Origin of the sequence: Arenibacter hampyeongensis (assembly GCF_002909255.1) — a bacterium.
Classification (GTDB): domain Bacteria; phylum Bacteroidota; class Bacteroidia; order Flavobacteriales; family Flavobacteriaceae; genus Arenibacter; species Arenibacter hampyeongensis.
Window position 1 is genome coordinate 784,815 of sequence record NZ_PIOB01000002.1, and the last position, 20,627, is coordinate 805,441.

19 protein-coding genes are annotated in these 20,627 nt (G+C 38.9%); 3 read left to right on the plus strand and 16 right to left on the minus strand.

The genetic code is table 11. From position 1 onward, the window contains the following. Window positions 1-42: 42 nt before the first annotated feature. From queA to rsgA, 5 genes are all read right to left on the minus strand, one after another. Window positions 43-1,092 carry a tRNA preQ1(34) S-adenosylmethionine ribosyltransferase-isomerase QueA gene (queA, locus tag CWD91_RS08245; protein ID WP_103440476.1) on the minus strand — a complete coding sequence of 350 codons (1,050 nt, stop codon included), beginning with the start codon at window positions 1,090-1,092 and terminating at the stop codon, window positions 43-45. A 95-nt stretch (window positions 1,093-1,187) separates the two neighbouring features. After that, window positions 1,188-2,417 (minus strand): 3-phosphoshikimate 1-carboxyvinyltransferase, encoded by a 1,230-nt coding sequence (locus CWD91_RS08250; RefSeq protein WP_103440477.1) that lies wholly within the window; start codon window positions 2,415-2,417, stop codon window positions 1,188-1,190. 80 nt (window positions 2,418-2,497) lie between these two features. Then, a complete protein-coding gene (locus CWD91_RS08255) occupies window positions 2,498-2,824 on the minus strand; it encodes a nucleotide pyrophosphohydrolase (protein ID WP_103440478.1) in 327 nt (108 codons plus the stop codon). Beyond that, complete coding sequence (gene dtd / locus CWD91_RS08260; RefSeq protein WP_103440479.1) at window positions 2,824-3,276, minus strand: D-aminoacyl-tRNA deacylase; 453 nt, start codon at window positions 3,274-3,276, stop codon at window positions 2,824-2,826. Before dtd ends, CWD91_RS08255 begins: the two co-directional genes overlap by 1 nt. After that, window positions 3,276-4,226 (minus strand): ribosome small subunit-dependent GTPase A, encoded by a 951-nt coding sequence (rsgA, locus tag CWD91_RS08265; protein WP_103440480.1) that lies wholly within the window; start codon window positions 4,224-4,226, stop codon window positions 3,276-3,278. Before rsgA ends, dtd begins: the two co-directional genes overlap by 1 nt. Window positions 4,227-4,331: 105 nt before the next feature. On the opposite strand from rsgA, the gene CWD91_RS08270 reads away from it, so the two are divergent. After that, complete coding sequence (locus CWD91_RS08270; protein ID WP_103440481.1) at window positions 4,332-4,772, plus strand: hypothetical protein; 441 nt, start codon at window positions 4,332-4,334, stop codon at window positions 4,770-4,772. Between the two features lie 111 nt (window positions 4,773-4,883). Here CWD91_RS08270 and CWD91_RS08275 read toward each other — a convergent pair whose 3' ends face one another. The 5 genes from CWD91_RS08275 to CWD91_RS08295 form a co-directional block, all read right to left on the minus strand. After that, window positions 4,884-5,561, minus strand: coding sequence for a head GIN domain-containing protein (locus CWD91_RS08275; RefSeq protein ID WP_317045607.1), 678 nt, complete (start codon window positions 5,559-5,561; stop codon window positions 4,884-4,886). A gap of 1,051 nt (window positions 5,562-6,612) precedes the next feature. Then, window positions 6,613-7,695 carry a bifunctional 3-deoxy-7-phosphoheptulonate synthase/chorismate mutase type II gene (locus CWD91_RS08280; protein ID WP_103440483.1) on the minus strand — a complete coding sequence of 361 codons (1,083 nt, stop codon included), beginning with the start codon at window positions 7,693-7,695 and terminating at the stop codon, window positions 6,613-6,615. Window positions 7,696-7,704: 9 nt separating this feature from the next. Then, complete coding sequence (locus CWD91_RS08285) at window positions 7,705-8,565, minus strand: prephenate dehydrogenase (RefSeq protein WP_103440484.1); 861 nt, start codon at window positions 8,563-8,565, stop codon at window positions 7,705-7,707. Window positions 8,566-8,675: 110 nt separating this feature from the next. After that, window positions 8,676-9,818, minus strand: a complete 1,143-nt coding sequence (locus CWD91_RS08290; RefSeq protein ID WP_262923127.1) for a pyridoxal phosphate-dependent aminotransferase — start codon at window positions 9,816-9,818, stop codon at window positions 8,676-8,678. Next, window positions 9,815-10,645 (minus strand): prephenate dehydratase, encoded by an 831-nt coding sequence (locus CWD91_RS08295; protein ID WP_103440486.1) that lies wholly within the window; start codon window positions 10,643-10,645, stop codon window positions 9,815-9,817. Before CWD91_RS08295 ends, CWD91_RS08290 begins: the two co-directional genes overlap by 4 nt. Before the next feature lie 477 nt (window positions 10,646-11,122). Here CWD91_RS08295 and gldA point away from each other — a divergent pair, with 477 nt between their 5' ends. Beyond that, complete coding sequence (gene gldA / locus CWD91_RS08300; RefSeq protein ID WP_103440487.1) at window positions 11,123-12,016, plus strand: gliding motility-associated ABC transporter ATP-binding subunit GldA; 894 nt, start codon at window positions 11,123-11,125, stop codon at window positions 12,014-12,016. A gap of 35 nt (window positions 12,017-12,051) precedes the next feature. Here the strand turns inward: gldA and CWD91_RS08305 are convergent, their stop codons facing one another. The 6 genes from CWD91_RS08305 to CWD91_RS08330 are packed head-to-tail and all read right to left on the minus strand — an operon-like array spanning window position 12,052 to window position 16,819. Continuing rightward, window positions 12,052-12,924: an ABC transporter ATP-binding protein gene (locus CWD91_RS08305; RefSeq protein WP_103440488.1), complete on the minus strand. Its 873-nt coding sequence runs from the start codon at window positions 12,922-12,924 to the stop codon at window positions 12,052-12,054. After that, on the minus strand, window positions 12,921-13,592 hold the full coding sequence (modB, locus tag CWD91_RS08310) for a molybdate ABC transporter permease subunit (RefSeq protein WP_103440489.1): 672 nt from the start codon (window positions 13,590-13,592) through the stop codon (window positions 12,921-12,923). The genes CWD91_RS08305 and modB overlap by 4 nt, the downstream gene beginning before the upstream one ends. Next, window positions 13,592-13,993: a TOBE domain-containing protein gene (locus tag CWD91_RS08315; RefSeq protein WP_103440490.1), complete on the minus strand. Its 402-nt coding sequence runs from the start codon at window positions 13,991-13,993 to the stop codon at window positions 13,592-13,594. Before CWD91_RS08315 ends, modB begins: the two co-directional genes overlap by 1 nt. After that, window positions 13,986-14,774 (minus strand): molybdate ABC transporter substrate-binding protein, encoded by a 789-nt coding sequence (gene modA / locus CWD91_RS08320; protein ID WP_103440491.1) that lies wholly within the window; start codon window positions 14,772-14,774, stop codon window positions 13,986-13,988. Before modA ends, CWD91_RS08315 begins: the two co-directional genes overlap by 8 nt. A 52-nt stretch (window positions 14,775-14,826) precedes the next feature. Then, the gene (locus CWD91_RS08325) at window positions 14,827-15,636 is read right to left on the minus strand and encodes a sulfurtransferase (protein WP_103440492.1); all 810 of its coding nucleotides are present in this window, start codon (window positions 15,634-15,636) and stop codon (window positions 14,827-14,829) included. 16 nt (window positions 15,637-15,652) lie between these two features. Continuing rightward, window positions 15,653-16,819 (minus strand): alpha/beta hydrolase family protein, encoded by a 1,167-nt coding sequence (locus CWD91_RS08330; protein WP_103440493.1) that lies wholly within the window; start codon window positions 16,817-16,819, stop codon window positions 15,653-15,655. Between the two features lie 353 nt (window positions 16,820-17,172). Between CWD91_RS08330 and CWD91_RS08335 the strand changes: the two genes are divergently transcribed. Next, a complete protein-coding gene (locus tag CWD91_RS08335; protein ID WP_192877644.1) occupies window positions 17,173-20,223 on the plus strand; it encodes a PVC-type heme-binding CxxCH protein in 3,051 nt (1,016 codons plus the stop codon). Window positions 20,224-20,627 lie beyond the last annotated feature (404 nt).

Below are 20,627 nucleotides of genomic sequence, written 5' to 3' on the forward strand. Positions count from 1 at the left end.
TTATCTGTGATACTGACGGGATCTAACTATTATTTAGGATACTTATATAATCAACATGGCATCACCGTATGAATAAAACTTATACCCTTCCAAAATTGCTTCCTTATAGGCCTTCTTCATTAAATCGTGCCCCATAAAGGCCGAAACCATCATTAACAAGGTAGATTTTGGCAAGTGAAAATTAGTTACCATTGCATTGGCAATACTAAAATCATATGGAGGAAAAACAAACTTGTTGGTCCAACCATCAAAAGTATTTAAAGTCTGCTGGGAAGACACCGCACTTTCCAAAGCCCTCATAGCGGTAGTACCTACGGCACATATCCTCCGTTTCTTAAGCTTAGCGGAATTTACAATTTCAGTGGCCTTTTCATCTATGATCAATTCCTCACTATCCATCTTGTGCTTGGAAAGATCTTCTACTTCCACAGGATTAAAAGTTCCCAAGCCTACATGCAAGGTTACCTCTGCAAAATCGATTCCCTTTATTTCCAATCTCTTAAGCAAATGTTTGGAAAAATGCAAACCTGCCGTAGGGGCAGCAACTGCACCTTCATGCTTGGCATAAATGGTTTGATATCTTTTTTCATCCTCAGCCTCTACTTTTCTCTTAATATATTTAGGCAAAGGAGTTTCCCCAAGTTCTTTTAACTTTCTTCTAAAATCAGTATAAGAACCATCGTAAAGGAACCTTAACGTCCTACCTCTGGAGGTTGTATTGTCTATTACCTCGGCAACCAAAGTTTCATCATCACCAAAATAAAGTTTGTTCCCAATTCTTATTTTACGCGCTGGATCTACCAAAACATCCCAAAGACGCTGCTCCTCATTTAATTCACGCAATAAAAAAACCTCAATTCTAGCTCCCGTCTTTTCCTTATTCCCATATAATCTTGCAGGAAAAACTTTGGTGTTGTTAAGCACCATTACATCGCCCTCATCAAAATAATTAATCAGATCTTTGAACATTTTATGTTCAATTTTGCCCGTAGCCCTGTGCACGACCATTAATTTGGACTCATCTCTATTCTCTGCTGGATACTCTGCCAATAATTCGTTTGGAAGTTCAAAACTGAAGTGCGATAATTTCATTTAGTATATTCCTTAAATTTAGATTCATGTTTAGCGGCTGCAAATATACGACGATGCATGGGGCGATGTCAAGTAAAACCCCATATAAATAAAAATCAGACAGTTTGCACCTTGAATTTTAAATTTTTCATGTCCTCCCAAAAGTCTGGGTATGATTTGGAAACCACTTCCGCATTGTTTACAAACAGTGAAGTTTTGAGGGCCAATGGGGCAAAGGCCATGGCCATTCTGTGGTCGTTGTAAGTATCTATGGCTATTTCACTTTTAATCTCTCTGGACGGTTCCAGGGTCAAGGTTTTATCAGTTACCGATATGGGCGCCCCTAACTTGGTCAGTTCCGTCTTTAAAGCTTCCAGCCTGTCCGTTTCCTTAATTTTAAGCGTATGAAGGCCTGTCATATGGCAACCCACACCTAAACCGAAACAGGTAACGGCAATGGTTTGTGCTATATCAGGTGCATTTGCAAGCTCAAAATTATAGGTGGTATTTATAGGATTTGCCTTCTTTCTCAAAACAACCTGATGGTCTTGGAAGCTTGTTTCCACCCCAAAATCCTTATATATTTCCTTGAGAACACTATCCCCTTGAAGGCTATTCCTGTTATAGGCCGTTAAAGAAATTTCAGTACCTAATTCACAAAGGGCTACAATACTATAAAAATATGATGCAGAGCTCCAATCCGATTCCACTACTTGAGTAGAAGGTTCAATTGCGGTCTTTGGCGACACCTTGATCGTATTCCCATCAAAAGAACTCACTACCCCTATTTGGGAAAGAAGTCCCAAGGTCATTTTTATATAAGGAACAGACGTAATTTTACCGACCAGTTCCAATTCCAGGCCATTTTCCAGACTTGGCGCTATTAAAAGTAATGCTGAAATATACTGGCTGCTAATATCCGCAGGCAAACTCACCTTATGTTTCAATAGTTTTTTGCCCTTAATATTAATTGGCGGATAACCCTCATAATTTACATAACTAATCTCAGCACCCAAACTGCGCAATGCCTCTACCAATACTTTTATTGGTCTTTCGGTCATTCGTTTCGATCCCGTTAGGGTAACTTCCTTATTTTCCTGTGACGCGAAATAAGCCGTTAAAAAACGCATGGCTGTGCCTGCATGGTGTATATCTACCACCCCATTACTGATAAGCAACCCTTTTTGCATTACTTCTGCATCATCAGAATTGGAAAGATTATTGATTTTTATGTTGGGAAATAAGGCCTGTAATAATAACAACCTATTGGATTCACTTTTGGATCCCGTGATTTTTACTTCTGATTTTATTAGGGTTTGCGAAGGGGCAGATAAATGTAGCTTCAATTTATATGTGATTTTTTAGACTTATTTGCATGATCTATTGCTTTTGAATGAATGCACAAAAACAAACGACAAATATAGTACTATTTCAGCTTTTTATTGTTGTGGTGACGATCATGATCGCGTGTGGTCTTAAGATTTAATTTCTTTTCAAAGGACTCCTGTAAATTTATTCCGGTCTGATTGGCCAAACAAAGCACTACAAAAAGTACATCTGCCAATTCTTCCCCCAGATCCTTATTCTTGTCCGACTCCTTTTCGCTTTGTTCACCATAACGCCTGGCAATAATACGGGCCACCTCCCCTACCTCCTCGGTAAGCTGGGCCATATTGGTAAGCTCGTTAAAATAACGCACCCCATGGGTCTTGATCCATTCGTCTACGGCTTCTTGTGCATTTTCTATATTCATTATTCTTTATTTTTTGTATCTATCTGAATGGTCACCGGTCCATCATTTAGTAGGGCCACTTTCATATCCGCTCCAAAAATACCAGTACCCACTTTCTGCCCAAGATCCTTTTCCAGTTGTGTTACAAAACTTTCATATATCGGAACTGCTATCTCTGGTTTTGCGGCTTTAATATAACTGGGCCTATTTCCTTTTTTCGTGGAGGCATGAAGCGTAAACTGACTTATTACCAAGGCCTCACCATTTACCTGAAGAAGGGATAAATTCATTACACCCTGCGCATCATTAAAAATCCTCAGATTAACAATCTTATTGGAAAGCCAGTTTATATCCTCATCCTGATCGGCCTCCTCAATCCCCAGAAAAATTAGTAGTCCGTTCGAAATTTCTGAAACTATTGTCTGATCCACCGTTACACTAGCAGTGGTAACCCTTTGTATTGTTGCACGCATTATTTTTCCCCGTAAATGTCAACCCTATAGTGCTCTTGTTCCCCACTTATCATCTGCACATAACTTTTATAGCGGCTCCAAGCCACCTCATTATTGTCCAAGGCTTCTTTTACCGCACAATGAGGCTCGTCCAAATGCAGGCAATTATTAAACTTGCACTCGCCTTTCAACTTAAAAAATTCAGGGAAATAATCCCCTATTTCCTCCTTTTCCATATCTACTATCCCAAATCCTTTGATTCCCGGTGTATCAATTATTTTTGCACCGAATTCCAAATCGAACATTTCCGCGAAAGTAGTAGTATGTTGCCCTTGCATATGTTGGGACGAAATATTTTTTGTTTTCAGGTCCAATTGTGGCTCTATGGCGTTGACCAAAGTAGATTTACCCACTCCTGAATGCCCGGAAAACATACTTGTTTTGCCAATCATCAGTTCCTTTACCTGATCCACATTTTTTCCGGTTTTGGCAGATATCCCGATACAGGTGTATCCAACCTCCCTGTACAGGTTTGCCAGATATTTTATCTCATCCAGTTCCTCTTGGCTATAAGTATCTATTTTATTAAAAAGTAAAACAGCCGGAATGTGATATGCTTCCGATGTCACCAAAAACCGATCGATAAAACTCGTGAAAGTGGGCGGATTATTTAAGGTTACAATCAAAAAAACCTGATCCAAATTGGCAGCAATTATATGGGTTTGCTTGGACAGGTTAACCGATTTTCTAATAATATAATTCTTCCTGTCCTTAATTTCAGTAATAATTCCTTGCAAATTATCAGCGGTCCCATCCACGTCGAACACCACCCTATCTCCAACGGAAACAGGATTGGTACTCTTTATCCCCTTAAGCCGAAATTTTCCCTTAATCCGACATTCGTAAAAAGCTCCATCCCCAGTTTTTACGCTATACCAACTTCCAGTAGATTTATATACAGTTCCTTCCATTAACGAATTCTGACAGATTTGCCTACAAAGAAACAACTTTAGTTTTATACTAGCTTTTAAAATTGATCGTTGTTAATCAATTATAAACCATATAATAACACGAAAATGAAAAACTTTATAATCATTGCATGCCTTATTTTTGCAACCTCTATAGAGGTAAATGCCCAACAATTTAAAGTAATCACCAGTGTAGAATCCATTGTTCCAAGCGGTATGGGGAGATCAAGGATCATTAGCGCCACTGAAGATAGGGACTATAAGGAGTTTACCAGTGAACAAACCGACGAAGATAATTCTAGAAACAAATCTGACCGAGGGGACATTAGGGTAAAGAATTTTGAAGAAACCAAACTTTTAAATTTTTATAATATTGGAGGAATTAGATTTCAAAATATAGCGGCCAATGATGCACTAATATCATCCAAAATAAATGCCATGGCGGCTGAAGGGTGGGAATTGGCCTTTGTTACCAGCGCAGTAGAAAGCGATAGTGGAAAGGATGATGGACAAGGAATTTTTATTACCCGGTACATCTTTAAGAAATAATCCATCGTTAAAAAAAACACTGAATCCCGACAAATGGCGGGATTCAGTGTTCAAAACAATATTTTCAACTAAAATTGAATTCTCAAATAATTTCTTTGAGGATAGGCATTGCTAATCCATAATTTTTACCCTACCTCCGGCAAACGTATTCTTATTTACCTCCTTTGGATTTCCATAAACGTATACATCCCCACCAGCTTTAATATTAATGTCTATTGCAGCCGAAGCAAACATTGAAGCCTCTCCTGCAGCGGTTATCTTAATGCTGGCCTTCTCACTAATAAGCGGCTTTCCCTCAAAAACTCCTCCTGTATTCAGGACCACTTCTTGATTAATAGTCTTTCCAGAGGCCTCAACAATACCGCCCGTAACACATCGAACGATCAATTGGTGCACATCAAGGCCCACTTTTATTTTAGCTCCTTCTTGGGTCTTTAATTCGATTTTTTCCTGGCTTAAGGTTTCGTTGACCGTAATTCTTGCTCCTTCATTCGCATCAATTAAGTCCAGATTCTTAAAATACACCTCTACAAAGGTATTTTCCCCGTGAAACTTTTTATCCAGTTCCATTTTTACCTTAAGTACTCCATTCTTATTTACAATTTGTATATCGTCAACATTGTCCCCCTTTACCAAAACCTTATTTTCGTCCGATTTAATAAGGTTAACTTCTATTAGATCATAAACTTTCACCTCCCTAAAATCTCCTACAGATTTATCAACTATTCTTTGTGAAAACCCTGCGAAGGACAGGCAAAGGAATCCTATTAGCAAAACATTTTTCATCATCCTTATATTTTTGTTATTAAATTATTCCATTAAAATTTGGGAAACAATAGACTATTCAATCTATTTTCTTGGTAAAGATGAAACAAAAGTCCATTTGTTACACTTATTTAATGAAACAATTAACTTTTTAACAGGCGAACTATCAAAATTCCGATCTAAGCATGGGTATATTTTTGTAAGTAATTGACTTTAATTTTTACAAGCGACCTTGGGTCAATCCCAAAAGTTGTGTGTAAATTAGAAATGATAGAATGAACTATCCTGGAGTTTGTGTTTTGTTCATTTTTTGCATCGCCAAAAAAACGACCAGGGCCGAATAGCCAAGGTACGGTGTACCCTGGTTAGGAGGAGCCAGCTGTAGCCATGGCTAGGCTGATTTTAAATTTCTATAAATCCACGCACTTTCCACGGCCGCACCGTCCAGGCCGCTTTCACTTGGGTGAAATGCTCTATGGACGGCTTCCATCTCCCAATGTGGAAACCACTTGATTTAAAACGAAATTGAAAATAGGCCGTTTCTTTGTTCCGTCAATTATTGGGCATTATTGCATAAGGTTGAAAATTGCATGAACAGCCTGTTGTGGGGTCTATCTTCTTCCGTCGTGGAGTTTTCATGGCCGTAAAGAATTATTGAAGCCTTGGAAATAATTTAGGCCATGGCAACGGTCCCTTAAATCCCTAGATTTTAGGGGCCACCTAGCGAAGAAGGGTCTTTTCTTTTGTTTCGTTTTCTTTGGACAGGCAAAGAAAATGAAAGAATAATTTGATCATTGGTCCTACTGCATTATTCCCACCAATTAAAACTATTGATTAAAAACACGACCAATTAAATTAATCTTAATTTTCTATTAACCCAACAATAAACAATGATCCCAGTTCAGAGGTGTGAAAAAGGTTGAGTTCTTCCTTTATAGATTAAACACAATATTTGCACAAACACAACATTTGTTCTTGACCCGTGACCTTTCCATATCCATTGCAAAAGTACAATGCATTAAACAAAAAAACCACGCCATTGGGCGTGGTTTTAACGGTCAACCAATAAAAAAGTTTAAGAGTTAATTATTTTCTCTTGGTGATTAATGGATTCTTGGTGAATTGCCTTAAACATTTTTAAAACAAATTCCTCACTTAACCCCTTAGTTTCACCTTCCAAGATCATATTACCCAAAATGGCATTCCAGCGATTGCTTTGCAATACGGCAACGTTTTTCTGCTTTTTTAATGCACCAATAGCATCGGATATTTTCATTCTTTTCCCAAGCATTTCGATCAACTGGCTATCAAGAACATCTATTTGCGCCCTTAGATTACTTAATTCAGTATTATATCCTGCCTCTGTATCGGATTCTTTTCTAATTTTCAAATCTCTCATAATCTGGATCAATTTGGATGGAGTTACCTGTTGGGCAGCATCACTCCACGCATTATCCGGATCGAAATGGGTTTCAATCATCAAACCATCAAAATTAAGATCCAAGGCGGTTTGGGAAACATCAAAAATCATTTCCCTATTTCCTGTAATGTGAGAAGGATCGTTAATCAAAGGTAAATCCGGAAATTTATTTTGAAATTCAATGGCCAATTGCCATTCAGGGATGTTCCTATATTTTGTTTTTTCATATGTGGAGAAACCTCTATGTATGGCACCTAAATTTTTAATTCCGGCGGTATACAATCTTTCAATTCCACCAAGCCATAATGCCAAATCTGGATTTACCGGATTCTTGACCAATACAATTTTATCCGTTCCCTCAAGTGCATCAGCAATTTCCTGCATTATAAATGGACTTACCGTTGAACGGGCACCGATCCACAATAAATCAACGTCATGTTCCAATGCCAACTTTACGTGGGCAGCATTAGCTACCTCGGTACAGGTTTTCATGCCTGTCTCCGACTTAACTTTTTGCAACCACTTTAAACCTAAAGCACCTACTCCTTCAAACATTCCAGGACGTGTTCTTGGTTTCCAGATACCAGCACGATAGTAATTTACATCCGTATCTTTTAACTCATTGGCAATTCTAAGCACCTGCTCCTCTGTTTCCGCACTACAAGGCCCGGCTATTACTAACGGATGGTCCAATTTCATATCGTCCAACCATGTTCTCATTTGTTTTGAATTTTCCATTTCTATACTCTATTTTTTGTTAAGTGGTATTCCGTTTAATATTTCCTTTATTTTATTCGTATTGTTCATTTCATTAAATATGCCTTCATAATCATCGGCCAACAACATGGCCTTAAACTCCTTCAAGTTTTGAATATATTCTCCCAAGGTTTCAATTACATTTTCCTTGTTTTGCTCAAAAATCGGGGTCCACATAGCTGGCGAACTTTTGGCCAACCTCACAGTGCTTTCAAAACCACTTCCAGCCATGTCAAAAATATCACGTTCATTTCTTTCTTTCTCAATAACTGTTTTTCCCAACATAAAAGAACTAATGTGTGACAAATGTGAAACGTAAGCTATATGTTTATCATGTGCCTCCGGATTCATGTAACGTATCCTCATACCCAATTGTTGAAATAGCTCCAGTGCCCTTTCCTGCAATTTAAAGGCTGTTTTTTCTATTTCACATATGATATTCGTCTTGCCCATAAACAGGCCTTCTATAGCCGCGGAAGGTCCCGAAAACTCGGTCCCGGCAATCGGGTGACAAGCCAAAAAATTTCTTCTCTTAGGATGATTTTCCACCGCTTTGCAAATCAAGGACTTCGTGGATCCTGCATCAAGCACTATGGCATCATCATTTACGGCATCCAATATTTTGGGCAATACCCGAACCATAACATCGACTGGAATACTTACAATTACGAAATCGGCCATTTGAAGTTGATCATAGTCCGCCTTTTCATCGATCAAGGATAATGACAAGGCTTCATCCAAATGCCCTTCATTGGCATCGATGCCGTAAATTTTGGAGTCCGGTCGGTTGCGCTTAATATCCTTGGCCATAGACCCTCCTATTAATCCGATACCGATTACAAATACATTCATCTTTTATTATTATCAGAGAAAAAAATGATAGAAAATGGACAAAGAATTACTCTCCAATACTTTATATTTCCTTCTGTTTTCTTTTTTCCTTATTCCTTCTTATCTACTTTTTAAAACCTTTCTATTGCTTCCTTAATCTTATCGGCCGTAACACATAAGGAGAAGCGAATATATCCCTCTCCGTTTGAACCAAAAATTGTCCCAGGGGTAATAAAAATATTCTTATCATACAGCACCGTGTCAATAAATTGCTCAGAAGACAAAACGCCAGCGGGCAATTTGGCCCAGACGAACATCCCTACAGAATTTTTATCATAGGTACATTTCAACTTATCAGCCAAAGCGCACATTAATTCCCTCCTCTCATTATACACCTTATTCAAATTACTAAACCATGATTCGCTACTATTTAAAGCAGCTATGGCACCTTTTTGAATACCATAGAACATCCCGGAATCCATATTGCTTTTCACCTTTAAAACAGCATTTATATGTTCACTGTTCCCTAAAACCATCCCTACACGCCAGCCTGCCATATTAAAGGTTTTACTCAATGAATTTAATTCCAAAGCCACGTCCATTGCACCTTCAATCTCCAAAATACTTATTGGATTTTGGTTCAATACAAAACTATAAGGATTGTCATTCACCAATAAAATATCGTTCTCTTTAGCAAAAGCCACAAGAAGTGTCAATTGCTCCCTACTTGCCGTCGCTCCTGTGGGCATATGTGGATAACTGGTCCACATTATTTTAACTTTAGCAAGGTCTTGCTTCCTCAATGCTTCCAAATCTGGAAACCAACCGTTATTATTGGTCAAGTCATAGTACCTTGGCACCGCCCCAACCAAATTGGTTACCGATGTATATGTGGGGTATCCCGGATTAGGAATCAACACTTCATCTCCTGGATTCAAAAAGGCCAGGCTAATATGCATGATTCCCTCTTTAGACCCCATTAATGGTAATACCTCAGTTTGAGAATTTACACTTACACCAAATTTATTCTTATAAAATGACGTAAATGCCTCCCTTAACTCGGGCAATCCTTGATAACTTTGATATTGATGTGCCCCATCATGGCTCAGAGCATCTTTCACCGCATCCTGAACCTCAATGGATGGTTCCAAATCAGGGCTTCCGATACCCATATTTATTATAGGTCTACCTTCGGCCATTAACCCCCTTACTTCTCTAAGTTTTTTAGAAAAGTAGTATTCTTCAACTGTATTTAATCTTTTTGCCCCAATCATAATATTCTGGCATTTTTATATTCTCCCAACACTTTAAATTCTTCCGCCATAATTTCCAACAAGGCTTTTGCCTTGGAAAAATTTTTAAATTTTTCAAAGGTAACATCTACGAAAAAAGAATACTTCCATGGCGTTTCAATTACCGGTAAGGACTGTATCTTGGTTAGATTCAGATTACAATCGCTCATAACGTTCAATATCGCGGCAAGACTTCCTCGTTTATGGTCAGTGATAAAACGTACCGATGCCTTATTAATTTCATGCTCCGGCAAAGCTTTATTCTGGGTCTTTACTATTATAAACCTAGTGGAATTGTCCTTTATCGTCTGAATTTCCGAATGTATAATCTCCAAGTCGTACAATTCCGCCGCAACTTTAGGCGCAATTGCCGCTATTCCCCTTAACTGATTCTCCTGAATTCTTTTGGCAGTCTCTGCAGTATCTACATCCTCCACCAGTTTAATATGCTTGTAATTTTTAAAAAATTCATGGCACTGTAGTAGGGCCATGGGATGCGAACGCACCTCTTGAATATCATCTATCGTCTGCCCCTTTAAGACCATTAGGTTATGATGTATATTTAAATACTGCTCTCCAATAATATGAAGGTTTTTATGGAACACCAATGCATAATTGGGAATAATGGACCCAGCAATGGAATTTTCAATGGCCATTACCCCTTTATCCGCAGTTTTATTGATCAGATGGTCCACCAAACCATCAAATGACGAACATTCAACGAATGTAACATCATCGCCAAAATAATCCTTGGCCACCTGATGGTGGTTAGAACCTTTTATACCCTGTATTGCAATTTTTAACTTCACCTTATTACAAATTAATTGCCTGCCACTTAGAACCTTTCAACTTTACTACTTTCGGATTTTACCATTTATTTTGAAAGTTAAATCCAAAAAAAAAGTCCTGGTTTTCACAGGACTTTTTTCTATATATACTTTAAAATATGCTAGACCAGTCCCATACCTCCCTTAAAAAAGAAGTAAAAATAAAAACCGTTCCAGAAATATTGCTTTGTCATTTTTCTTGTAAAACTTTGGCTAATGTAATAATTATATTTAAAACCAAACATGTAAGCAATGATTTTTTTAGTTATTTCAGTTTAATTCAAATAAAATAACAATTAAAACCCCAAATCTGTTAAAATTTACGAATTGCGAAAAAGAATCCCGTTCGACTAGTTTAGATAAAAACAACCATCCTGCATTGATGGTCAAGTTTTTATCCGGTTTATAATTAAAACTAGTTTTCACTTATTTGCATTATTTTTGATAAAAAGTTAACACATGTCCATCCTTGTAAAAAATATCACCAAATCCTTTGGTAATCAAAAAGCTTTGAACAATGTCTCCTTTACCATTGAAAAGGGAGAAATTGTCGGCTTTTTAGGACCTAATGGTGCCGGGAAATCCACCATGATGAAAATTTTGACCACCTACCACACCTCGGATGAAGGACAGGCAACGGTAAATTCATTTGATGTACTAAAGGATAAGAAAAGCGTTCAAAAAAGCATAGGCTACCTCCCTGAACACAATCCTTTGTATTTGGACATGTATGTTAAGGAATATCTTGCATTCAATGCCGATGTATATAAAGTTGACGAGGATCGGGTTAATATTGTAATTGCCCAAACAGGCCTTACCCCCGAAGCCAACAAAAAGATTGGGCAGCTTTCCAAGGGTTACCGTCAAAGGGTTGGACTAGCTGCTGCTCTACTGCACGACCCAGAGGTATTGATTCTGGACGAACCAACCACTGGCCTAGATCCCAATCAATTGTTGGAAATCAGAAAATTAATTCGGGAAATTGGAAAAGAGAAAACCATTCTCCTTTCCACACATATCATGAAAGAGGTAGAAGCGGTCTGCGACAGAGTATTGATCATAAACAAAGGAATCTTGGTAGCAGATAAAAAACTGTCGGAATTAAGGGACGGTCAAGATCAGGTATTGCTGGTTGAATTCGATTTTAGGGTAGAAGAAGCCTTTCTGAACAAACTGCCCAATGTGAGCACTGTTAAAAATATTGGCGGGTTTGTATATGAGATTACCTTTAATACCACCAAAGATATGCGCCCAGTAGTGTTCGACTTTGCCCATGACAATCAATTAAAGACCCTTCAATTAAGTAGGAAAAACAAAAATTTGGAGAGTCTATTTACAGAAATGACCCTTTAATCCAAGAAACCACCCTTTGTAGAAAGATTCAATTCCTATATTTTTTGAATTATTGGGTTAAAGGCCTTGGAAGCTACAAGAACCTGATCTCCTACCTTTAACCCATTGGCCTCCCGCCGGTCCGAAACCACCTTAATAATATCGTTACCAATAAGTACCGAGATAACATAAATAACATCCTCCTGCACTATTTTCAAAACTTCCCCAGAAAACCTAAATTTAGCACTGGTCTTGGTGAGTCCAAAGAAATCGCTGGCAGTACCTTTCTTGATAACCCGACCATTTTGAAGCTCAAACACGCAATCCGATAATTTTACAATCTCCCCAACATCATGACTTACCAGTATCGTAGTAAGTTTGTATTTTTTATGAATTTGCAGCAGATACTCCTGCAATTTTATCCGCATCTTGAGGTCTAAGGCCGATAATGGTTCATCCAAAATTAAAATATCCGGCCTCTGCACCAATGCCCTGGCCAATGCCACTCGTTGTTTTTGACCACCCGAAAGGGTTTCCGGTTTTCTTTGTTGCAACTCATTGAGTTGGGCTAGATCCAACAACTCCTCAATTATGTCCCCATCCTGATTCCTCTGCAGGGCATATTCCAAATTTTGCCGAACCGTCATATTGGGAAAGAGGGCGTAGTCTTGAAAAACATATCCCACCTTGCGTTGTTGTGGAATAAGATTAATTTTTTTATGACTATCAAACCAAGTTGTTCCATCAACAGTTATTATTCCGCTATCTGGCTTCAATAATCCACTGAGCATTCTTAAAGTAGAGGTTTTCCCTGCCCCGGAATCTCCAAACAAGGTAATAAACTCACCCTTTACTATATTCAATTCCAAATCAAGGACCATATTTCCTCCGCCTGACTTAAGTGTTTTCTCTATGTTTAGACGTATCATTGAACAAAGCGTTTGAAATACCCTCCATTTGTTAGATAAACTATAAGAAGAATAATGAAGGTTATTGAAAACAATATCAAGGAATAGCTATTGGCAGCGGAGTAATTTAGTGCCTCTACCTCATCATAGATGGCAATCGAAGCCACTTTGGTTTTTCCAGGCATATTGCCACCAATCATCAAAACTACGCCAAACTCACCAACCGTATGGGCAAAGGACAGAACAATCCCTGTCAAAAGCGCGGGTTTAACATTGGGCAATAAAACTTTTAGAAGGGTAGTCATTTTTGATTTTCCCATGGTGTATGAAGCTTCCTTAAATGTAGATGGCAGTGAGGAAAGTCCGGCCTGAATAGGTTGCACCATAAATGGAAGGCTATAAATGACGGAGGCTAACACCAAACCCCCAAAAGAAAATATAAGTCTTATTCCCAACCATTCATTTAACCAATTTCCAAATGCATTTTCTGGGCTAAAAGCCACTAGCATATAAAAACCCAAAACTGTAGGCGGGAGCACCAAAGGCATGCTCACCAAAGTTTCTATGACCGGCTTTGCTTTAGATTTCGTAAAGGAGAGCCAATTGGCAATGGGAATTGAAATCACAAACAATATAGCCGTGGTTATCACAGCAAGTTTAAAAGTAAGCATTAGAGGTTGCCAATCCATTATGGTGCCAGTATTACTTCGTTCAATTTAACCATAATCTTCACTTTCATATTTTCAGTCAATCCTAAATGCTTTGCACTCATGCTACTTATTATGGCAACGACCTCACCAAAATTGGTTTCCAAAGTTAATCTGCACATTAAGGCACCTATTTCGATATTGGTAATGATTCCGGAAATCCTATTCTCTATACTAATGTCCAATTCATTTTGGGTACTAATAGTAACCTCCATTTCCTTAAACAGGACATTTACCCTGTTACCCTTTATTAAATATGGGACTGTTTGAGGTGTATCCAATACTATCGAAATTAGTTCTATTTGGTTTGCAACCTCAACGTGAACTATGGACATATCTCCATAAGTTTCAATATCTGTTATCTGACCAGGAAAACTATTCATTCACCAAATATCCAAATTCTTTTAATACCTCCTTGGCTTCTTTGGAAAAAAGAAAATCATAAAAACCTTGAGCCTTAGGATTATTGTCCCCTTTCCGATCTACAAGAACCACACCTTGACTAATGTTGGCGTATATTGATGGGTCTATTAGAACCCACCTACCTTTACCCCTCATTTCCGGAGATAGTACACTTGATAATGCTGTGAATCCAATTTGTGCAGCTTTTGAAAAAATGAATTGATCTGTCTGACCAATACTTTCCCCATAGACCAATTTTGGCCCTAAGAATTCATACAAACCATAATGCTGCATAACTTCCATAGCAGCGACGCCGTATGGAGCGGTTTTGGGATTTGCCAAAGCAATGTATTCTATTTGGGAATTGGACAGTTCATCAATTGAAACCGTTATATTCTCTGACATTGACCAAAGTACCAATTGTCCGTTTGCATAGACCTTTGGGGAACCCAATGCCTTACCCCCATCAAAAACCGCTTCGGGATATTTCATATTTGCCGCAACAAAAATGTCATATGGCGCTCCTTCCAAAATTTGTGCTGTTAATTTACCTGATGAACCAACGACCAATTCAAATTCCAACCCAGATTTAGCGGCATAGTCTATTATCAATTCCTCCATGGTATATGCCATGTTGGCGGCAGTGGCAATTCTAATTTTTTTAACGTGATTTTCCTGACAGGCAGCCAATAGGCAAGTCAAGAACATGTACACCACCCATCCTTGGGCTGGTCCATAAAATATTTTCCGGATAGATATCATCTTTTGTTGGACAAATTTTACTTTCTAAAAATAGATAAGGCATAATTATAAATTAGTCCGTTACTTGTGCATACTCCGTCCACGACCCATCATATACCTTTGTAGAATTTTCGAGGGTCATTTCACAGGCCAGTAGCACAATGCAAGCAGTGACACCAGAACCACAACTAAATACTAGAGGCCTCCCCTCCTTATGCAAATCATTAAAAACCTCTTTCAATTCCTTCTCGGATTTATACTTTCCATCCTTTAGGACAGTTTCATAAGGCAAATTGATGGAGTTTGGAATATTCCCCCTTCTTAACTCCTTCCTTGGTTCCGGAACAAGGCCAAGGAAGCGATCAGAGGATCGTACGTCGACTACCAAGACTTCCTTATTTTCTATATTATCCTTGACTTGTTCATAGGCCACCACCAACTCAGGATTGAAGTGTGCCTTAAAATTACCTAGGCCAACCCTCTTCCTAATCCCTTTTCCCGAGGCATACCCCTTGCTACTCCATTCAGGGAAGCCACCATTTAAGACACTTACGTTCTCATGTCCCATAATTTTGAACATCCACCAAATCCGTGGGCTTATATAGATGCCAAAATGATCATAAACCACTATTTTACTGGATTTATTAATCCCCAATTTTCTACAGGATTTTTCAAATTCGGCCGAACTTGGAAGCATATTGGGAAACGGGCTATTTTTATCACTAAACTCATTTTCCAAATCAAAAATACGTGCCCCTTTGACCCTAAGATCTTCCGTATCAGAATCTGTTGCATCATATCGTAACCGGGCATCCAAAATTACTATTTCGGGCTTATCCAAATGTTCCTTTAGCCAATCGGCTGACACAAGTATATTTTGCATGAATAATTAATTAATTTTAGTCGATCGAAATTTGCAAATAATTCATAACTGCATCATCTCCCTGAAGTGCATCTTTTGGCCTTGGATTTCCCTTACCAAAAACCATCAAATCCTCTGGGGTCAAAATAGTAACAAAATCCTCCTTATAGCCTTCCTCATAAGGAATATTCCCAGCATTGAGATCAAGATGATGGTCAAAGAAATTATAGAGAGCCGTTCTTTTATTATATCCATAATCGTGTCTTTCGGCCGGTAGATGAACATTTTCAACTTTGTGCTCAGCATCATATAAGGCATATACCTTTTGTATATAAGGATACTCTACCCTAGGAGTATTCCTTGTCCAGTCTGATCCATCCGAAACCAAAAGCAAAGGTCGAGGGGCACAAAGAGCAGCAATTTCAACATTATTGGTCTGGTGATCAACACTTTTGTGAATTGGCATTCCACTCTCACAAACGCATCCACCGAAAAAGTGCGCAGAAACCTGGACCACTGGTGCTGCTACTTTTATGCGATCATCTATGGCCGTTAAGACAAAGGTCTGTGTGCCTCCTCCAGAGGCACCTGTCATCCCTACCCGCTCTTTATCCACATCCGGTCTGGACAACAAATATTCCAAGACCCGTTTACTGTTCCAAGTTTGTAACAGCAAGGCAACAGGCATCTTATGGTTCACCTGATTACTTTCGGCATAACCCACCATATCATAAGCGAAAACTACCGCCCCCATTCTAGCTAGGGCCGCGCAACGCCATTGAATATAATCCGTATAGCGCTTATCCTTCATATGACCGTGGGGACTGAGAATCGCTGCATATTTACCCTCCATTTTTACTGGCCTATACAGGTTACCCGTAATATAAAAACCTGGAAAGCTTTCAATGGCGATATTTTCTACAATATAACCATCCATGGATCTAGTATTTCTAATAATAGGATTGAAATTGCCTGTTATTTTCGGCATCTTATCCAGTTGCATGCCTTCGACAATACCTTTCCTTATTCTCGATGCCCTTTGTTCCCAAGATTCCAGGTCCGACCATTCCGCGGCAAATTTTTTCATCACAATATTCCCTTCATCCTCAGTCCAATGACTTCCAACACACAACATATTGTTATCCTGACCATAAACAATGAAACTAAAAAGGGCAATTGCCAGTAGACTGATGATATTTTTCATGTTTTAATAGATAAATGTTCGTTGTGGAATTTATGAATTTTTGTATTTATTTATTGGAAGTCGCACAGCCCATTTTGTCCATTCATCCATCAAATAATGGCACTGTTCACTTTAAGTGGTTCCCGGTAAATTTATTCTGTTAACTAAAATAGCGCTTTTCCTTCATTGTTTTAATATTTCCGAGTCAAGTTCTTTTAAATAACTCCGAATAAAATCATTAAACCAAAACTTTATTGAAGGAGGTTTTATAACTACAACCTTATAACACTCCCCATTTATAACCCCTTGCATTATTTTTGGACTAGATGGCCATTTTTTTGGTAAATTGTGGCAATACAACCAAAACCTATCAAATGTTTCAAAACCAATCCATTGCCAAGGCCCTAGTTATTATTTTGGTCATAAGCGCCTTACAGGCTTGTCAAGATCAGCCTAAAACGATTATCGATTTTCCATCACTTTCCGAACAGGATAAAAGATTGGCAGAAAATGCATTGGCCTCAATGGAGGTTGCGGACGGATTAAATCTGGAGCTTTTTGCTTCCGAACCCATGGTTACCAACCCTACCAACATGGCCATTGATGCAAAGGGCAGAATATGGGTTTGTGAAGCCAGGAATTACAGATTATTCGCCAATCCCAACAATAGTTATGACGATACCGGGGACCGCATCTTAATACTGGAAGATACAAATGGAGATGGCAAAGCGGACACCTCCAAGGTTTTCTATCAGGGTGAAGATATAAATGCCGCCCTAGGCATAGCCGTGTTGGGAAATAAGGTGATCATATCGGTTAGTCCAAACGTTTTTGTCTTTACCGATGAGAATGGGGACGACCTTCCGGACTCAAAAGAAATCTTATTTTCAGGTATAGAAGGTGTAGACCATGACCATGGGGTACATGCCTTTGTTTTTGGTCCTGATGGTCGACTTTATTTCAACTATGGCAATAACGGCGAACAATTATTGGACCAAAATGGTGAAGCCGTTATGGACATGTATGGACAGGAAATAGTAGCCAATGGAAAGCCCTATCGTGAAGGCATGGCCTTTAGAATGAATTTGGACGGATCAAACCTAGAGGTTTTAGGGCACAATTTTAGAAATCCTTTTGAGATTACTATTGACTCCTATGGCGGTCTATGGCAATCGGACAATGACGATGACGGCAATAGGGGAACTCGAATTAATTATGTCATGGAATACGGAAATTATGGATATAGGGATTTATTAACAGGGGCCAGCTGGCAAGAAAGAAGAACTGGTTGGGAAAATGAAATACCACAAAGACATTGGCATTTAAACGACCCCGGAACCGTCCCAAATTTATTACAGACCGGATCGGGATCTCCATGTGGCATTCTTGTTTATGAGGACACTATGTTGCCTCAGAAATTTCAAAATCAACTCATACATGCCGAACCCGGCCACAATGTAGTACGGTCCTACATCATAGATGAATCGGGGGCCGGCTATACCGCAAAAGTAGAAAATTTAATAAAAAGTAAAGATGATTGGTTTAGACCGGACGACGTTACCATTGCACCTGATGGCTCCCTTTTTATTTCCGATTGGTATGATGGCGGCGTAGGCGGACATAAGGCAGAAGATATTGCTCAAGGAAGGATTTACCGTTTGTCCACAATCCCGAATTACCATCCCGTTACAATAGACCCCAATACGGAGGATGGAACAACAAAAGGAATACTCTCTGGTAATATGGACGTTTTTTATCAGTCCTGGCAAAAATTGCATTCCATGGGCGAGGCTTCAGACCCGCTTTTACAGAATCTGATAGCCAAGGGTGGTAATGCAAAAGCACGCGCATTTTGGATAGGGCTGCAAATTCCGACCAAAAGCAACGAATACATAGAAATGGCACTTAAAGATGAAGATCCCAAGTTCCGAATTCAGGGTATACGTATGGCACGATATAAGGGGAAAGAAAATTTGGAAAAATACTTATCCGGACTAATCAACGATACATCACCACAGGTAAGACGGGAGATGGCCATAGCGCTAAGGCATATTGGTACTAAAACCGCCGCTGAACAGTGGGCAAATTTGGCCATACAACATACTGCCGGTGATCGCTGGTATTTGGAAGCCTTGGGCATTGGAGCCGATCTATTCCCTGACCTTTACTTTAATACCTGGAAGAATAAAGTCGGAGACCATTGGAAAAGCGAAGCAGGAAAGGAAATAGTATGGCGTATCGGCGCCACAGAATCGGTACCTATGATGGTAACCCTTATACAGGACGAAAATATACCATCTTCAAAATTAGCCTCCTATTTTAGGACTTTTGATTTTAAAGATCATCCGAAAAAAAACAACTATTTAATTAACATGTTGGCCCTGAATCATCCTTTGCAAAACCAAATTCAGGCTTATGCCTTAGGGCAGATAGACCCTACTTTTGTTCATAGATCCTCAACACATGTTAAAATGGTATTGGAAGTACTTCCCAAAATTGAAGGAACCCCTGAGTGGATCATGGCCATCAAAAACCTCGATCTAAAAAACCAGAATGAGGCCTTGTTCCGAGTAATGGTCAAAGGAACCAATAAAGATATTGGAAAGGAAGCGGCAAATCTATTGTTCGATAATGACGGTGCGCCCTTGATCGATAAATTTCTTCATTCCGAAGTTCCTGAATCCTCCAAAATAGCAGTTATGGACATGCTTAACGGAATATCCAATCCAACAGCCATAGCACTGATAAAGAAAAGCATTACAGAGGAGGGTTTAAGCCATGCGGTTACCAGAAAAATGATAGAAACCTTGGGAAATACCGGATCAGGTCAGCGCGAATTATACCAATTGTTAAATGATGGTGAATTAGCTGAAGAATATATAACAACAGCAGTACTTAAACTGATGACCAGTTGGAATAATGAGATCAGAACCAATGCCCCAAAGTTCTTAAAAACTGAAGGAGATGGCACCTTGAATATTGCTGCCCTGGTAGAACGCAAGGGCAACGCTATTCATGGCAAGGAAATTTACAATACCTATTGCAGCTCTTGCCATATGGCTGCCGGATCTGGAATCGAATTTGGACCGGAACTATCGGATATTGGCAATAAGCTCTCAAAACAATTCCTATACTCCAGTATAATTTACCCTAGTGCGGGTATCAATTTTGGCTTTGAAGGGTACTCCTTTAAAATGAAAGACGGCAAGGCATATACGGGTTACATTTTAAGCAGGACCGAAGATGAAATTACGATAAAAATAATGGGAGGAACCCAAAAGACATTGGAATTAAAGGATATCACCGAACAGGAGGCCTTGGAACAATCTTTAATGACCCAAGGATTGGCCCAAATAATGCCAGAACAGGATTTAGTGGATTTGGTAGAATATTTAGGGACTCTAAAAGTGGAAGCCTTGGAATGACTTCGAATAGATCATGATGTGTTCAATCAGTTTATATTGCAATAGCATTTTAAAACGATTAGGCACTTCCCAATGACAGGTTTTGAGAGAATTTTTAATCAATATTATACAGCCGATTCCACAAACGCAAAGCATAGTAACTAAAAAGCCTTTGGACAATACTGCTAGTGACATAAAAAAGAAAAGATTTTCTAAATTATCCCGTCAAGCTTCTAGGTCATGTACTTATTTATATCCTGCTTTTTCAGCGTGATTAGTTCAACCAACTATTTTAAAAATGGATCAATCCTAAAAGTTGTGTGTGAACTAGAAAAAGATAGGATAGACTTGCCCAGAGTTTGTGTTCTGTTCATTTTTTGCATCGCCCAAAAAACGACCAGGGCTGAATAACCAAGGTACGGTGT

Excerpts from the sequence above, each read along its gene's own strand:
- CWD91_RS08335 (WP_192877644.1), top strand. The coding sequence starts at position 17,173 with ATGTTTCAAAACCAATCCATTGCCAAGGCCCTAGTTATTATTTTGGTC.
- gldA (WP_103440487.1), top strand. The coding sequence starts at position 11,123 with ATGTCCATCCTTGTAAAAAATATCACCAAATCCTTTGGTAATCAAAAA.
- CWD91_RS08290 (WP_262923127.1), bottom strand. The coding sequence starts at position 9,818 with ATGATTGGGGCAAAAAGATTAAATACAGTTGAAGAATACTACTTTTCT.
- queA (WP_103440476.1), bottom strand. The coding sequence starts at position 1,092 with ATGAAATTATCGCACTTCAGTTTTGAACTTCCAAACGAATTATTGGCA.
- CWD91_RS08315 (WP_103440490.1), bottom strand. The coding sequence starts at position 13,993 with ATGAATAGTTTTCCTGGTCAGATAACAGATATTGAAACTTATGGAGAT.
- modA (WP_103440491.1), bottom strand. The coding sequence starts at position 14,774 with ATGATATCTATCCGGAAAATATTTTATGGACCAGCCCAAGGATGGGTG.
- CWD91_RS08275 (WP_317045607.1), bottom strand. The coding sequence starts at position 5,561 with ATGATGAAAAATGTTTTGCTAATAGGATTCCTTTGCCTGTCCTTCGCA.
- modB (WP_103440489.1), bottom strand. The coding sequence starts at position 13,592 with ATGGATTGGCAACCTCTAATGCTTACTTTTAAACTTGCTGTGATAACC.
- CWD91_RS08280 (WP_103440483.1), bottom strand. The coding sequence starts at position 7,695 with ATGGAAAATTCAAAACAAATGAGAACATGGTTGGACGATATGAAATTG.
- CWD91_RS08255 (WP_103440478.1), bottom strand. The coding sequence starts at position 2,824 with ATGAATATAGAAAATGCACAAGAAGCCGTAGACGAATGGATCAAGACC.
- rsgA (WP_103440480.1), bottom strand. The coding sequence starts at position 4,226 with ATGGAAGGAACTGTATATAAATCTACTGGAAGTTGGTATAGCGTAAAA.
- CWD91_RS08305 (WP_103440488.1), bottom strand. The coding sequence starts at position 12,924 with ATGATACGTCTAAACATAGAGAAAACACTTAAGTCAGGCGGAGGAAAT.
- CWD91_RS08270 (WP_103440481.1), top strand. The coding sequence starts at position 4,332 with ATGAAAAACTTTATAATCATTGCATGCCTTATTTTTGCAACCTCTATA.
- dtd (WP_103440479.1), bottom strand. The coding sequence starts at position 3,276 with ATGCGTGCAACAATACAAAGGGTTACCACTGCTAGTGTAACGGTGGAT.
- CWD91_RS08330 (WP_103440493.1), bottom strand. The coding sequence starts at position 16,819 with ATGAAAAATATCATCAGTCTACTGGCAATTGCCCTTTTTAGTTTCATT.
- CWD91_RS08325 (WP_103440492.1), bottom strand. The coding sequence starts at position 15,636 with ATGCAAAATATACTTGTGTCAGCCGATTGGCTAAAGGAACATTTGGAT.
- CWD91_RS08285 (WP_103440484.1), bottom strand. The coding sequence starts at position 8,565 with ATGAATGTATTTGTAATCGGTATCGGATTAATAGGAGGGTCTATGGCC.